At 66.3% G+C, this 15,494-nt stretch carries 12 protein-coding genes; 11 read left to right on the top strand and 1 reads right to left on the bottom strand.

Annotation, left to right across the window (positions count from 1 at the left end; translation table 11 throughout):
• Positions 1-166: 166 nt before the first annotated feature.
• The 3 genes from ACLBKT_RS07110 (at position 167) to ACLBKT_RS07100 (ending at position 4,301) form a co-directional block, all read left to right on the top strand.
• Complete coding sequence (locus ACLBKT_RS07110; RefSeq protein ID WP_410182237.1) at positions 167-1,729, top strand: DEAD/DEAH box helicase; 1,563 nt, start codon at positions 167-169, stop codon at positions 1,727-1,729.
• 130 nt (positions 1,730-1,859) lie between these two features.
• Positions 1,860-3,215: a glutathione-disulfide reductase gene (gorA, locus tag ACLBKT_RS07105; RefSeq protein ID WP_410182236.1), complete on the top strand. Its 1,356-nt coding sequence runs from the start codon at positions 1,860-1,862 to the stop codon at positions 3,213-3,215.
• 60 nt (positions 3,216-3,275) lie between these two features.
• Complete coding sequence (locus ACLBKT_RS07100) at positions 3,276-4,301, top strand: NAD-dependent epimerase/dehydratase family protein (protein WP_410182235.1); 1,026 nt, start codon at positions 3,276-3,278, stop codon at positions 4,299-4,301.
• On the opposite strand, the gene ACLBKT_RS07095 is transcribed toward ACLBKT_RS07100, so the two are convergent.
• Entirely contained in the window at positions 4,298-5,401 is a 1,104-nt protein-coding gene (locus ACLBKT_RS07095; protein WP_410182234.1) for an NAD(P)/FAD-dependent oxidoreductase, read from the bottom strand. The genes ACLBKT_RS07100 and ACLBKT_RS07095 overlap by 4 nt on opposite strands.
• A gap of 72 nt (positions 5,402-5,473) precedes the next feature.
• On the opposite strand from ACLBKT_RS07095, the gene ACLBKT_RS07090 reads away from it, so the two are divergent.
• The 8 genes from ACLBKT_RS07090 to ACLBKT_RS07055 all read left to right on the top strand — a co-directional run bounded on the left by ACLBKT_RS07090 (position 5,474) and on the right by ACLBKT_RS07055 (position 15,490).
• Positions 5,474-6,196 carry an SDR family oxidoreductase gene (locus tag ACLBKT_RS07090; RefSeq protein ID WP_410182233.1) on the top strand — a complete coding sequence of 241 codons (723 nt, stop codon included), beginning with the start codon at positions 5,474-5,476 and terminating at the stop codon, positions 6,194-6,196.
• 82 nt (positions 6,197-6,278) lie between these two features.
• The gene (locus ACLBKT_RS07085) at positions 6,279-7,784 is read left to right on the top strand and encodes an acyl-CoA carboxylase subunit beta (RefSeq protein ID WP_410182232.1); all 1,506 of its coding nucleotides are present in this window, start codon (positions 6,279-6,281) and stop codon (positions 7,782-7,784) included.
• Positions 7,785-7,786: 2 nt separating this feature from the next.
• Entirely contained in the window at positions 7,787-9,940 is a 2,154-nt protein-coding gene (scpA, locus tag ACLBKT_RS07080; RefSeq protein ID WP_410182231.1) for a methylmalonyl-CoA mutase, read from the top strand.
• 116 nt (positions 9,941-10,056) lie between these two features.
• Positions 10,057-11,067, top strand: a complete 1,011-nt coding sequence (bioB, locus tag ACLBKT_RS07075; RefSeq protein WP_410182230.1) for a biotin synthase BioB — start codon at positions 10,057-10,059, stop codon at positions 11,065-11,067.
• 107 nt (positions 11,068-11,174) lie between these two features.
• Entirely contained in the window at positions 11,175-12,026 is an 852-nt protein-coding gene (locus ACLBKT_RS07070; protein WP_410182229.1) for an alpha/beta hydrolase, read from the top strand.
• Positions 12,027-12,133: 107 nt separating this feature from the next.
• Positions 12,134-12,922: a heme-dependent oxidative N-demethylase family protein gene (locus ACLBKT_RS07065; protein WP_410182228.1), complete on the top strand. Its 789-nt coding sequence runs from the start codon at positions 12,134-12,136 to the stop codon at positions 12,920-12,922.
• 89 nt (positions 12,923-13,011) lie between these two features.
• Complete coding sequence (locus ACLBKT_RS07060; protein WP_410182227.1) at positions 13,012-15,072, top strand: biotin carboxylase N-terminal domain-containing protein; 2,061 nt, start codon at positions 13,012-13,014, stop codon at positions 15,070-15,072.
• 142 nt (positions 15,073-15,214) lie between these two features.
• Positions 15,215-15,490 (top strand): hypothetical protein, encoded by a 276-nt coding sequence (locus ACLBKT_RS07055; protein ID WP_410182226.1) that lies wholly within the window; start codon positions 15,215-15,217, stop codon positions 15,488-15,490.
• Positions 15,491-15,494 lie beyond the last annotated feature (4 nt).

Below are 15,494 nucleotides of genomic sequence, written 5' to 3'. Positions count from 1 at the left end.
CGGAAATCTGAAAACATCCGCCCCGGCCGCACTTCGGTTCTACCTTTCAAGACTTCCCTTTTCACGCGGGCGGTTTCAACCCCCGCGCCGCGCGTGGCGTGCCTTCGGACGTTTGAGTCCGGGGCAGCCCAGTGCGCGTCGCAGACGATTTGCGAGCTTATTTCATATGACGACTTTTGCTGACCTCGGGCTGTCGCAGCCCGTGCTCCAGGCTCTTGACCTCAAGGGCTATTCGACGCCGACCCCCATCCAGGAACAGGCCATCCCCGCCGTGCTCAAGGGCCGCGACCTGCTCGGCATCGCGCAGACCGGCACCGGCAAGACGGCGGCCTTCATGCTTCCGAGCATTGACCGGCTGCGCGAAGCCGACAAGCCGATCCCGTTCAAGTCCTGCCGCATGCTGGTGCTGGCCCCGACCCGCGAACTCGCGGTGCAGATTGCCGACAGCGCCAAGGATTACGGCGCGCTCGCCGGGCTGAAGGTGCAATGCATCGTCGGCGGCACCTCGGTGGGCAAGGATCGCAACAAGCTCCACCGTGGTACCGACATTCTCGTCGCCACCCCGGGCCGCCTGCTCGATCTCGTCGACCAGAAGGCCCTGAACCTCAATGGTATCGAAGTGCTGGTGCTCGACGAGGCCGACCAGATGCTCGACCTCGGCTTCATCCACGCCCTGCGCAAGATCCGCGAGCTCGCGCCCAAGGAGCGTCAGACGCTGTTCTTCAGCGCCACTATGCCCAAGGCGATCAAGGAGCTGGTGAGCGGCTATTGCCACAACCCGGTGCAGGTCTCGGTCACGCCGGAAAGCACCACCGCCGAGCGGATCGACCAGTATCTGTTCATGGTCCAGCAGGATGAGAAGCTGGCGTTGCTCGAAATGATCCTCAAGGGCCGCCACGCGGTTCCCGGCGCGATCGAGCGCGTGCTGATCTTCACCCGTACCAAGCATGGCGCGGACCGGGTGGTGAAGCGCCTGTCGCACGCGGGGATCGAAAGCAACGCGATCCACGGCAACAAGTCGCAGCCGCAGCGCCAGCGCGCGCTCGATGAGTTCCGCAAGGCGCGTGTCCCGGTGCTGATCGCGACAGATGTGGCCGCGCGCGGGATCGACATTCCGGGCGTCAGCCACGTGATCAATTACGAGCTGCCCAATGTGCCGGAACAATATGTGCACCGCATCGGCCGCACCGCGCGGGCGGGCAAGAGCGGGATCGCCATTGCCTTCTGTGCCGAGGACGAACGCGCATACCTCAAGGATATCCGCAAGACGACCGGCGCCGAGCTTGAGCGTCTGCCGCTGCCGGACAATTTCCGGGCCGTGGTGGAGGGCGAAGGCCCGACCAAGCCCGCCGCTCGCACGCCGATGAAGCGCGTCAACCCGCGCCCGCTCGGCCAGCGTCCGCAGGGTGATCGCAAGCCGCAGGGTGATCGTCGTCCCGCCAATGCACCTCAGGGCGAGCGCCGTCCGCAGCATAGTGGTGAACCGCGCCGCGCGGACGGTGATCGCAAGCCGCAGGGCGAGCGTCGTCCTGCCAATGGACAAGAGGGTGATCGTCGTGCCTTCGGCGCCAAGCCCGGCGGCAATGGCGGCGGCCAGCGTCACCCCGGCGGTGGCGGGCGTCCGGCCGGTAACGGCGGTGGCCATGGCGGTGGAAACCGCGGCCGTGGCCGTGGTCGTCCCGGCGGTGGTGGCGGCGGTGGCGGTCGTCCCCGCGCAGCCAGCGTCTGATCGGCAGAACACAATGGGCGGGAGCGGCAAACTCCCGCCCTTTTCTCATCGAAATCCGGCATTTCACCTGCACATGGTTGCCGCTCCGCCCCTGTGACGCCATATGCGTGTCCGCGACGATGGGAGCAGCATGATGACGGCCGAATACGACTTTGATCTCTTCACCATCGGCGCAGGATCAGGGGGTGTCCGGGCCAGCCGGGTGGCCGCAGCCCACGGTGCCAAGGTGGCGGTGGCTGAGGAATACCGTGTCGGCGGCACCTGCGTGATCCGCGGCTGCGTGCCCAAGAAGATGCTCGTCTACGGCGCGCACTTCGCCGAGGACCTTGAGGACGCCAAGGCGTTTGGCTGGACCATCGAAAGCAAGCGCTTCGATTGGGCCTCCCTGCGCGATGCGGTTCAGGCTGATGTGACCCGGCTTGAGGGGCTCTATGGCCAAACCCTCGGCAACCACGAGGTCACGATCTTCAATGAACGCGCGACCATTACGGGTGATCACCAGATCACGCTGGCCAGCGGCCGCGTGGTGACGGCCCGGTACATCCTCGTCGCGACCGGCGCGCGCGCGCATGTCCCGGTGTTTCCGGGCAGCGAACATGTCATCACCTCGAACGAAGCGTTCCATCTCGAAACCCTTCCGCGCCGCATCCTGATTGCGGGCGGGGGCTATATCGCCAACGAGTTTGCCGGGATCTTCAACGAATTCGGCTGCAAGGTGACGATCGCCAACCGCTCGGACACAATCCTGCGCGGCTATGATGCATCCGTGCGCGACCGGCTGCTCCAGATCTCGATGGTGAAGGGGATTGCTTTCCAGTTCCACGCCGAATTCGAACACATCGAAAAGCAGGACGACGGTACGCTGCTGGTCAAGCTGACCGGGCAGGAGCCCTGCGAATATGACGCGGTGATGGTCGCCACCGGCCGCGTGCCGAACACCGAGGGGCTGGGGCTGGAGACGGTCGGCGTGGAGCTCGGCGCAAAGGGCGAGATCGTGGTCGATGCCTTCAGCAAGACCAATGTCGACCACATCTATGCCGTCGGCGACGTGACCGACCGGGTGCAGCTGACCCCGGTGGCGATCCGCGAGGGTCAGGCCTTTGCCGATTCGGTCTTTGGCGGGGTCGAGCCCTATGCCGTCGACCACTCCTGCGTGCCCTCCGCGGTGTTCTGTCACCCGCCGATCGCCGCTGTCGGCCTGACCGAGAGCGAGGCGCGCAACCAGCTCGGCAATATCAAGGTCTTTCAGTCGGATTTCCGGCCGATGAAGAACGTGGTGGCCGGGCGTAACGAACGCAGCCTCTACAAGATGATCGTCGATGCAGCGAATGACCGGATCGTCGGCATCCACATGATCGGCCCCGACGCGCCCGAGATCATGCAGGCGGCCGCCATCGCGGTGAAGGCGGGGCTGACCAAGGCGGATTTTGACGCGACTGTCGCGATCCACCCGACGATGGCGGAAGAGCTGGTGCTGTTCAAATAGGCTGCGCGCCGCCGCCGTGCTGCTAAGGTGCGGTGACACTTCATCAGGGGGAGGCGCAGCATGGCCAATACCATCCTTGTGACCGGCGGCACGGGCTATATCGCGGGCGAGATCATCGATCAGGCACTGGCGGCGGGCAAGACCGTCCACACCACCGTCCGCAATACCGCCAAAAGCGAACCGCGCCTGCGCGCCCGCTGGCCTCAGGCAGGCGAGCGTCTGCGGGTGTTTCAGGCCGATCTGGAGACTGACGCAGGCTGGGCTGATGCCTGTGCGGGCTGCGATGGCGTGGCCCATGTCGCCTCACCGTTCCCGCTCGCTGTGCCAAAGAGCGCCGATGCGCTGGTGATCCCGGCGCGCGAAGGGGCTTTGCGGGCGCTGCGTTTTGCCCATGCGGCGGGGGCGGGGCGCTTCGTGTTGACCAGTTCGGCGGCCGCGATTGCCTATGGCCACGGCCCCGGCAAGGACCGCTTTGACGAGCGGGACTGGACCGTGCTCGAAAATCCGGCGGTGCCGCCCTACCATCGCTCCAAGACCGTGGCTGAAAAGGCCGCGCGCGAATGGGTGGCGGCGAACGCGCCTGAGATGGCGTTCTGCTCGGTCAATCCGGTCGCCGTGCTGGGGCCGGTGGTGAATGATGATCTGTCGACCTCGATTGAATTGGTCCGCAAGCTGCTGACCGGTGAAATCCCGGCGCTGCCGGCGGTCGGCTTTGGCATTATCGACGTGCGCGATGTGGCGCGGGCCCATCTGCTGGCGCTTGATGCACCGGCTGAAACCGTCCGCGGCGAACGCTTTCCGGTGCAGGACCGCTTCGTGTGGATGAGCGAGATTGCGCGGGTGCTGCGAACCCGCACGCCGGAGCTTGCCCGCAAGGTGCCGACCCGCAAATTGCCTGACTTCGTCGTCACTCTGCTTGCCCCGCTGCTGGCCGAGATGAAGCAGGTGAAGGCCGAGCTCGGCCGCACCCGCGATGTCTCGGGCGAGCATACGCGGCGCGTGCTGGGGATGGATTTTATCGCGGCCGACGAGAGTATCGAGGCGACCGCGCGCAGTCTGGTCGAACAGGGGATCGTGCGGGTCTAGGCCCCAAACCGCGCCGGGGCGAATTGCGCGGGAGCGAGGCCTGCGGCGGCACAATCCGCAGGGAAGGGCAGTCCGAGGACCGCGCTCTCGGCAATCCGTGACAGGGCTGGCGCCGTCTGAAAGCCCGCGCCGCCTTGCCCCGCAACCCACACGAAACCGGGCGCGCTTGAAGCGTGGCCGATCACCGGCAATTCATCCGGGGCGAAGCTTCGGAGCCCCGCCCAGCTATGCGCGATCCGGCGAATGGGGAGGGTGGTTGCCTGTTCGACCCGGTCGGCGGCAATGGCGATGTCGAGCTCCTCAGGCGCGGCATCGCACGGCGCGCTGGGGGTCTGGTCCATCGCCGACGCGAGCAGCTGTCCTCCGCCTTCGGGCAGCAGATAGAAGCCTTCGCCGACCGTTTTGGTGAAAGGCCAGGCCCGCACATCTTCGCCTTCAGGCGCCGCGAAGGCGATGACCGTACGACGGCGCGGCTCGATCCCGATCGGGGTGACGCCCGCAAGGCGCGCAATCTCATCCGCCCATGCGCCCGCCGCGTTGATGAGGAGCGGCGCGGCATACGTCTCGCCCGAGGCTTTGACCTGCCAACCTGCGCTTTCACGGGCAATCGCGCTGACCCGCGCGCCTGAAACCACCCCGCTGCCCGCCGCGCGCAAGGTGGCCACATGCGCCTGCAACATCGCGTTGGTATCGAGCTTGAGCGCGCCGTGATCGATCAGCGCCGCGCCGCACGCGTCGGACTTCAGCACCGGCAGCAGTGCGCGCGCTTCGTCACCGCTAAGCCGCGCATAATCGCAGCCGAACTGGCGGTGCGTGTCCTCCAGCGCATCAAGCGCCGCCCCTTGCGCCGATGAGGCGATGTGCAAGGCCGGATGCCGCGTGCCATGTTCGGCCAGCGCGGGCAGGCTGAGCGCGGTCAGCGTGCGCACCACCCGCTCTCCCAACCCGAAGTGCGCAACCGCCACGCTGCGGCCCGAGGCGTGGTAGCCGGGCGCACTCTCGCCCTCCAGCACCACCACCCGCCCATGTGCGGCCAGCCGCGCGGCGCAGCTCAGCCCCGCGATCCCGCCGCCGATTACCAGAAAATCGCACTGCTCCATGACACCGGTCTCGCCTAATGCGTTGCCCTATGCAACCGTTGTTCGTAAGCCACGGGCTGGGAGGCGGGCATCATGCAGCTAGCAGGAAAGACGGTATTGTTGACCGGCGGCAGTGCCGGAATTGGACGCGAGATCGCGCTGCAACTCAGGGCCAAGGGCGCGCGGGTGATTCTCACCGGACGCAGCCCCGAACGGCTCGAGGCGATGCGGGCCGCGGGGTTCGAAGTGATCGCCGCCAATCTGTCCCACCCTGCCGGGGTCGATGCGCTGATCGCGCAGCTGGCCGAGACCGAGCTCGATGTGCTGATCAACAATGCCGGTCAGCTGGTCGATCACGATTTCCGCAAGGCCGCGCCTGATGCCGATGCGGCGGATGCGGCAATCTATGCCAATCTTTCCGCCCCGATCCGGCTGATCACCGCGCTGGTGGAGCGCCTGCGCGCCCGTCCGCAGGCGGCGATCGTCAACGTCACGAGCGGCCTCGCGATCGCCCCCGCTGCGCGTCAGCCGGTCTATTGCGCCACCAAGGCGGGCCTGCGGTTCTACTCGCTGGCCCTGCGCGAACAGCTCAAGGGCAGCGCGATCCAGGTGATCGAGGCTCTGCCACCTGTGGTCGACACCCAGATGAATGATGGCAACCCGATGAAGAAGATGCCGCCCGAAGAATGCGCCCGCCAGATCATCGCCGCAATTGAGCAGGACCACGACGAGGCCAATATCGGCATGACCAAGATGCTGCGCGCGGTCGAGGCGGTCGCCCCCTGGCTGGCGCGGCGCATGACGCTGCGGTTCTGACCGCCCGCACTTTTGCCACGTTGACGCTTGGGACAGGCTAAGGCAACGCAGCGGCCAATCACGCCAAACAAGGGGATGCCCATTGTCCGCCAATATCGCCGAAATGGAACGCCGCCGCGAAGCCGCCCGCATGGGCGGTGGCCAGAAACGCATCGACGCCCAGCACGCCAAGGGCAAGCTGACCGCGCGCGAACGGCTCGACGTGCTGCTCGACGAAGGCAGCTTCGAAGAGATCGACACCTATGTCGAGCATGACTGCATGGACTTCGGCATGGAAACCCAGCGCATTCCGGGCGACGGGGTGGTAACGGGCAGCGGCACCATCAACGGCCGCTTGGTTTACGTGTTCTCGCAGGACTTCACCGTCTTCGGCGGCTCACTGTCGAAGCGCCATGCGGAGAAGATCTGCAAGGTAATGGACACCGCGATGAAGGTCGGCGCGCCGGTGATCGGCCTCAACGATTCGGGCGGCGCGCGAATTCAGGAGGGCGTGGCGAGCCTCGGGGGCTATGCCGAAGTGTTCCAGCGCAATGTGCTCGCATCCGGCGTCGTGCCCCAGATCAGCCTCATCATGGGGCCGTGCGCGGGCGGGGCGGTGTACAGCCCGGCCATGACCGACTTCATCTTCATGGTGAAGGATTCGAGCTACATGTTCGTCACCGGTCCCGATGTGGTGAAGACCGTGACCAACGAGGTCGTGACGCAGGAGGAACTGGGCGGGGCGATCACCCACACTACCAAGACCAGCGTGGCGGACCTCGCCTACGAGAACGATGTCGAAGCCCTGCTGGCCACCCGCCGCTTCTTCGACTTCCTGCCGCTGTCGAACCGTGACGAGGCCCCCGTGCTCCCCACCGGCGATGCATGGGACCGGATCGACAACAGCCTCGACACGCTGATCCCCGACAACGCCAACCAGCCCTATGACATGCACGAGGTGATCACCAAGGTACTGGACGAGGGCGATTTCTTCGAAATTCAACCCGCCCACGCTGGCAACATCATCTGCGGTTTCGGCCGGGTGGAAGGCCGCACCGTGGGCGTGGTGGCGAACCAGCCGATGGTGCTCGCGGGCGTGCTCGACATCAATTCCTCGAAGAAGGCCGCGCGCTTCGTGCGCTTCTGCGATGCCTTCGAGATCCCGATCATCACCTTCGTCGACGTCCCCGGCTTCCTCCCCGGCACCGCGCAGGAGCTGGGCGGGATCATCAAGCACGGCGCGAAGCTGCTCTTCGCCTATGCCGAGGCGACCGTGCCCAAGATCACCGTCATCACCCGCAAGGCTTACGGCGGGGCCTATGACGTGATGGCCTCCAAGCACTTGCGCGGCGACTTGAACTACGCCTGGCCCACCGCCGAGATCGCGGTGATGGGCGCCAAGGGCGCGGTGGAGATCATCTTCCGGCAGGACCGCGACAATCCCGAGAAGATCGCCGAGAAGACCAAGGAATACGAAGACCGCTTCGCCAATCCGTTTGTGGCGGCGCAGCGCGGCTATATCGACGAGGTGATCCACCCGCACTCGACCCGCCGCCGGATCGCTTTGGGGCTAAGGAAGCTGCGGACGAAGCAGTACGGGATTGTATAGGTATGACCCAAAAACCGACCCTCTCCGACTGGAACGCCCTCGCCGCCAAGGAAGTGAAGGGCCGCGACCTTATCTGGCACACGCCCGAGGGCTTCGCGATCAAGCCGCTCTATACGGCGGAAGATCACGCGGGCTTCGATCCGGGCCTCCCCGGCTTCGCGCCCTTCACGCGCGGGGTGAAGGCTTCGATGTATGCGGGCCGCCCGTGGACCATCCGCCAATATGCGGGCTTCTCCACGGCAGAGGAATCGAACGCTTTCTACCGCCGCAATCTGGCGATGGGGCAAAAGGGCCTGTCGGTCGCCTTCGACCTCGCCACGCACCGCGGCTATGACAGCGATCACCCGCGCGTCGTCGGCGATGTCGGCAAGGCGGGGGTGGCGATCGACACGGTCGCCGACATGGAGATCCTGTTCGACCAGATCCCACTCGATTCCATGAGCGTGTCGATGACGATGAACGGCGCGGTGATCCCGGTGCTGGCCTTCTTCATCGTCGCCGCCGAGCGTCAGGGCGTGAGCCAGGAGAAGCTCGACGGGACGATCCAGAACGACATCCTCAAGGAGTTCATGGTCCGCAACACCTATATCTACCCGCCCGAGCCGAGCATGCGGATCATCTCGGACATCATCGCCTATACCTCGGCCAACATGCCGAAATTCAACTCGATTTCGATCAGCGGCTACCACATGCACGAGGCCGGGGCGACCGCGGTGCAGGAGCTCGCCTTCACCATCGCCGACGGCAAGGAATATGCCACCCGCGCCATGGCCGCAGGCCTGGATATCGACGCCTTCGCGGGGCGGCTCAGCTTCTTCTTCGGCATCGGCATGAACTTCTTCATGGAGATAGCCAAGCTGCGCGCCGCGCGCACCTTGTGGTGGCGGGTGATGGACGGCCTCGGGGCGAAGGACGAACGCTCCAAGATGCTGCGCACCCATTGCCAGACGAGCGGCGTCTCGCTGCAAGAGCAAGACCCCTACAACAACGTCATCCGCACCACGGTGGAAGCCATGGCGGCGGTGCTCGGCGGCACCCAGTCGCTCCACACCAATGCGCTGGACGAGGCGATTGCGCTCCCGACCGATTTCTCGGCCCGCATCGCCCGCAACACCCAGCTGGTGCTGCAGGAGGAAAGCGGGATCACCAGCGTCGTCGATCCGCTCGGCGGCTCGCACTACATCGAGGCTTTGACCGCCACCCTCGTCGACGAGGCGTGGAAGCTGATCGAGCAGGTCGATGCGGCGGGGGGCATGACCGCCTTCGTCGCCACCGGCGCGCCCAAGGCCGCGATCGAGCGGGCGGCGGCGGAGAAGCAGACCAAGGTCGACAAGGGCGAGACCGTGATCGTCGGCGTCAACAAGTACCGCAAGGAAAGTGAAGACGCGCTCGAGACGCTCGAGGTCGACAACCAGAAGGTCCGCGCAGGCCAGATCGCCCGCCTCGCCAAGGTGCGCGAAGGCCGCGACGAAGCCGCCTGCCGCGCGGCGCTCGCGGCGTTGACGGAAGGGTGCACATCGGGCGCAAACCTGCTGGCGCTGGCGGTGGAAGCCGCGCGCCACGATGCGACGCTGGGCGAAATCTCGTCGGCGATGGAAGAGGTCTTCGGCCGCCACGATGCCACCCCCGCACCGGTCACGGGCGTCTACAAGAGCGCCTATGAATTCGACCGTCGCTGGGCGCAGGTCACCGATGGCGTCGAGGCCGTGGCCCGCCGCCTGGGCCGCAAGCCCCGCATCATGATCGCCAAGATGGGTCAGGACGGCCACGACCGCGGCGCCAACGTGATCGCGAGCGCCTTCGGCGACATGGGCTTCGAGGTGATCTCCGGGCCTTTGTTTCAGACCCCGCAGGAATCGGCCGCGATGGCGCTCGAACACAATGTCGACGTGGTGGGCGCATCGAGCCTTGCCGCAGGCCACAAGACCCTGATCCCCGAACTGATCCGCCTTCTGCGCGAAGCCGGTCGCGGCGACATCAAGGTCACCGCCGGCGGCGTGATCCCTCCGCAGGACTATGACTTCCTGCGCGAGGCGGGGGTGCAGGGGATCTATGGCCCCGGAAGCAATGTGGTGGAGTGTGCGGCGGATATTCTGGTGCTCCTCGGCCACAACATGCCGCCGCTCGGCGAGGGGCTGGACGAGGCGGCGGAGTAGGGGTTCCTAAACTCCGTTCGCCCTGAGCTTGTCGAAGGGCCGCTTTTCCCTTTATCGGCCGAATGAAGTAGAAAAGCAGGGCTTCGACAAGCTCAGCCCGAACGGAGTTTTGAGGTTTGACCCACCCCCGCACCGACTGGACCCGCACCGAGATCGCGGCGCTCTTCGACCTGCCCTTTACCGAGCTGCTGTTTCAGGCGGCCTCGGTCCACCGCGCATACCACCCCGCGACCGAAGTGCAGCTGTGCACCCTGCTCAGCATCAAGACCGGCGGGTGCCCTGAGGATTGCGGCTATTGCTCGCAGTCGGTGAAGGCCGACAGCGGCGTGGAAGCCACAAAACTGATGGACGTGCAGGCCGTGCTCCAGCGCGCGGCGCAGGCCAAGGATGCGGGCTCCCAGCGCTTCTGCATGGGCGCGGCGTGGCGCAATCCCAAGGACCGCGACATGCCCGCGATCGTCGAGATCGTGAAGGGCGTCTCCGCCATGGGCCTTGAAACCTGCATGACGCTGGGGATGCTCGAACCGCATCAGGCCGCAATGCTGGCCGAGGCGGGGCTCGATTACTACAACCACAATATCGACAGCTCGCCGGAGTACTACGAGCGGGTGATCAGCACGCGCGATTTTCAGTGCCGCCTCGATACCCTCGATCACGTCCGCAAGGCGGGGATCAACGTGTGCTCCGGTGGGATCGTCGGCATGGGCGAGACGCGCGAGGACCGGGTGGGCTTCGTCCACACCCTCGCCACTCTGCCGCGGCACCCCGAGAGCGTGCCCGTCAACGCGCTGGTGCCGGTCAAAGGCACGGTGCTGGGCAACATGCTGGCGGATACCCCCTTGGCGAAAATTGACGATATCGAGTTCGTCCGCATGGTCGCGGTCGCGCGCATCACCATGCCGCGCTCGATGGTGCGGCTCTCGGCGGGGCGCGAGTCCATGTCCGAGGCGACGCAGGCCCTGTGCTTCCTCGCGGGCGCGAATTCGATCTTCACCGGCGACAAGCTGCTGACCGCCCCCAATGCGGGCGACGACAAGGACGGCGCTCTGTTCGCCAAGCTCGGTCTCACCGCGCTGAAGGGCGAGGAGCCTGCGCGGGCCTGCAAGGCAGCGGTTCCGGCGGAGTGATCCTTTCGTCCCTCCCGTCCCCCCGGCGCAGGCCGGGGCCCAGTGACGCGGATTGCGGCGCGTGCCGCTGTGGGTCCCGGCCTGCGCCGGGATGACGAGGTGAGTTTATGCGGGCACGCCTGATCCTGCTTGCGCTTGTTGCTGTTGCTGGTGTGGCGCGCGCGCAGCCCGCGGCCGAGCCGCAGCCGCTCACTATCGGCGAAAGCGTGACGCTGGAGGTGCTGGGCGCCGAACGCAGCGTCAATATCGTCCTCCCGCCCGACTACGCGAAGGAGCCGGACAAGCGCTGGCCGGTGATCTACCAGCTCGACGGGGCGATGACGCAGGACCTGATGATGGGTGCCGGGCTGATGCGCTGGGGGGCGCTGTGGGGGCGCAGTCAGGACGCGATCATCGTCGGGATCGAGACAAGGGATCGCCAGCGCGAGTTGCTTCCACCGACGGGCGACACCGCCGAGCGCAAGCGTTGGCCGAGCGCGGGCGAAAGCGCGATGTTCCGCCAATGGCTGGCCGACACCGTCAAACCCATGATCGAGGGGCGCTACCGCACTGATGGCACCGCCTTCCTCGTCGGCGAAAGCGCGGCGGGGCATTTCGTGGTCGAGACCTGGGCGGTCACCCCCGGCCTGTTCACCGGCTACGCGGCGATCTCGCCCAGCCTGCAATGGGATGGCGAGGCGCTGAGCCGCAAGCCCTTGGGCGATCAGAAGCGCCCGCCGATCTACCTCAGCCTCGCCGACGAGGGCGGGGCGACCGAGAGCGGGATGCTGCGGCTGCTGGGGGTGCTCCCGCACAGCCAGCCCTATTGCTTCTCCGACCGCCGGAAAGAACTGCATCACGCCACCAGCTTGCACGGTCTGCTGCCCGAGGCGCTGCAATATCTGCTGCCGACCGGGGCCGATTATCTCGAGGAATACGGCTTCACGCTGCGCTGCGAGCAGCGGGGAGGGGCGGGGTGATCCATCTTCGTCATCCCCGCGCAGGCGGGGATCCATCACGGGTTGTGGCACGCGCAGCAGCGGACACATGGGCCCCCGCCTGCGCAGGGGCGACGGAGTAATATGGCATGACCCTCGGCTTCTCGGTCGACACGCTGCTCCCCAAGGCGCGCGGGGGTGGTCAGCTGCGGATGGGGCTGGTCAAGCTCGAGGAGCACCAGTGGCTCCAGCCCACGCCCGATCTGGAGGCGCGGGCGACGGGGTTTGCCGAGTGGCCCGAGGGCGTGCAACTCACCCCGGAGGTCGAAGCGCCGGGCCGCGAGTTGGCGGCGATGCTCGGTGTGGAGGGCGCACTCCCCGAGGCTGCACTCGCGGTGCATGAAGACCTCGCCCTGCTGACCCAGCGCCCGGGCGAGGACGTCTACCGCCTCATCGGCGCGGCGGTGGCATGGCCCTCGGATTGGCACCCGGCGGAAAAGATCGGTCTGCCTCTGCGCGCGCTCCACGCGCCGATTGCGGGCTACGAGGAGCAGCTCGCCACCGGGGTCGACCGCTTCATGGAAACCCTGCGCCCCGGCCCCATTTACGCCCGCTGCAACTGGTTCATCGCGGCAACGGGCGAGCGCCGCTGGCTTCCCGACCGCCCGCCTGCCGAGGCCTTCGCCCATGTGACGCCCGACAACGCCGGCGAGACCCTGTTCGTGCGCTCCGAGCGCCAGACCTTGCGGCGGCTCCCGCAAACGGGCGCAATCCTGTTTGGCATCGGGATTTACGTGGAACCGCTCGGCAAGCTCTCCCCAGCGAATATCGCCATGCTGGGCAAGGCGGTGCAGACCCTCGTCAGCGGCGAGGGTGATCGGCGCGGCGCACCCGCCTATGCCGAGAGCCTGATCGCCTATGCCGCCGCACGCGCCTGACGATGCCGCAAATCCGCTAGCTTGCTTGCGATGCAATCCCTCGGCATAGCCGCTGGCGAGTTATGTCCTTTGGAGAGAGGCCCCAACCCTTGTTCTCGAAAATCCTGATTGCCAACCGCGGCGAGATCGCCTGTCGGGTCATCACCACCGCGCGGAAAATGGGGATCAAGACCGTCGCGGTCTATTCCGACGCTGACGCACGCGCGCCCTTCGTGGCGATGGCGGACGAGGCGGTGCATATCGGCCCTTCGCCCGCGGCGGAATCCTACCTGATCGCTGACAAGATCATCGCCGCCTGCAAGCAGACCGGGGCCGAGGCTGTCCACCCGGGCTACGGCTTCCTGTCGGAACGCACTTCCTTTGCCGAGGCGCTGGCGAAGGAAGGCATCGCCTTCATCGGCCCGCCGGTCGGCGCGATTGCCGCGATGGGGGACAAGATCGAATCCAAGAAGTTGGCGAAAGAGGCGGGCGTCAATGTCGTCCCCGGCTTTGTCGGCGAGATCGAGGATACCGAGCACGCGGTGCGCATCTCGAACGAGATCGGCTATCCGGTGATGATGAAGGCCAGCGCCGGGGGCGGGGGCAAAGGGATGCGCCTGGCCTATTCCGAAGCCGACGTGCGCGAAGGCTTTGAAAGCGTGAAGCGCGAGGGGCTGAACAGCTTCGGCGATGACCGCGTTTTCATCGAGAAGTTCATCCTCAACCCGCGCCATATCGAGATCCAGATCCTCGGCGACCAGCACGGCAATATCCTCTACCTGAACGAGCGCGAATGCTCGATCCAGCGCCGCCACCAGAAGGTGGTCGAGGAAGCGCCGTCGCCCTTCGTCACGCCCAAGATGAGGAAGGCGATGGGCGAGCAATGCGTCGCTCTGGCGCGAGCGGTGGGGTATTATTCTGCGGGGACGGTCGAGCTGATCGTCAGCGGCGCCGACCCGACGGGGGAGAGCTTCTACTTCCTCGAAATGAACACCCGGCTTCAGGTGGAGCACCCTGTCACCGAGGCGATCACCGGCATCGATCTCGTCGAGCAGATGATCCGCGTCGCAGCGGGCGAGAAGCTTGCCATGACGCAGGACGATATCGGGATCGACGGCTGGGCGATCGAAAACCGCGTCTATGCCGAAGATCCCTATCGCGGCTTTTTGCCGAGCACCGGACGGCTGGTGCACTACCAACCCCCGCTCCCCGGTTGGAGCGAGGACGAGCGGGTGGCGGGCAAGGCGCGGCGGGGCGTGGCGCGAGGACCCGGCTCGGTGCGTGTCGATGACGGGGTCTATGAAGGCGGCGAGGTCTCGCGCTTCTACGACCCGATGATCGCCAAGCTGATCACCTGGGCCCCGACCCGCGACGAGGCGGCCGATCTCCAGATCGAGGCGCTCGACAATTTCCGGATCAAGGGGCTCGGCCACAATGTCGATTTCCTCAGCGCGATCATGCAGCACCCGCGCTTCCGCTCGGGCGAGCTGACCACGGGCTTCATCGCCGAGGAATACCCGGAAGGCTTCCACGGTGCGGCGACGTCGGACGAAGTGAAGCGGCTGCTCGCGGCGGTCTGCGCGGGCAACGAGTTCACCTTGCAAAGCCGCGCGCGCCGCATCTCGGGCCAGCTCGATGGCGATGACGGGCGCGAGGGGGTGATCCGCGTCACCACCGAATGGATGGTGAAACTCGGCGATGAGCGCTTCCACGTCACCCTCGGCGAGGGCCATGCGGTGGTGGACGGCGTCAAGGTCGAGGGCACCTGCAACTGGCAGCCCGGCATGGCGCAGGCCGAAGCCACCGACGGCGCGGGCCTCAAGCTGGGCCTGATCGTCGAGCGGCAGGGCAACCAGTGGAAGGTCACCACCCGCGGCGCGCAGCATACCGCGCTGGTGATCCCGCAGCGGCTCGCGCGGCATGAAAGCCTGATGCTCGAGAAGGTCCCGCCCGATCTCTCGCGCCTGCTGATCTGCCCGATGCCGGGGATGCTGGTGAAGCTCCACGTCGCCGAGGGCGAGACGGTGCAGCCCGGCCAGCCGCTCGCCACGGTCGAGGCGATGAAGATGGAGAACATCCTGCGCGCCGAAAAGGAAGGCGTCATCGCCAAGATCAACGCCGCGGAGGGCGAGAGCCTGGCGGTGGATGCGGTGATCCTCGAACTGGAGTGACACCCCGATACTCGAAGCTCTGGCCTTGAACATGGCGGTGCCGGTGGAGCCTGCGACGATTGCGGACCTGACCACGCATGAGGTGACACTGACCCATCACGGGGAAACGTAGACCTGCACCGGGCCGCTGCTTGCCGATGTGATGGCAAGGCTGGGCGCGCCGTCTGGCAATGCCCTGCGCGGCCCTGCGCTGCTGATGGCCGTGGTGGTCGAGGCGCAGGACGGTTATCGGGTTGTCTTCACGCTCGGCGAACTCGATCCATTGCTGGGCAAGGCCGAGGTGGTGCTGGCGGATCGTTGCAACGGCGCGATGCTCGACGCCGAGGACGGCCCGTTCCGGCTCGCTGTGGCAGGCGACACACGCGGCGCAAGGTCGGTGCGGCAGGTTGTGACCTTGCAGCTTGTTGCTGTGCCCTAGGTCA

This window comes from Erythrobacter sp. W302b (assembly GCF_046452395.1).
Taxonomy (GTDB): domain Bacteria; phylum Pseudomonadota; class Alphaproteobacteria; order Sphingomonadales; family Sphingomonadaceae; genus Erythrobacter.
The sequence above is the reverse complement of the archived record's forward strand: the minus strand, read 5'-3'. Positions and strand labels throughout refer to the sequence as shown.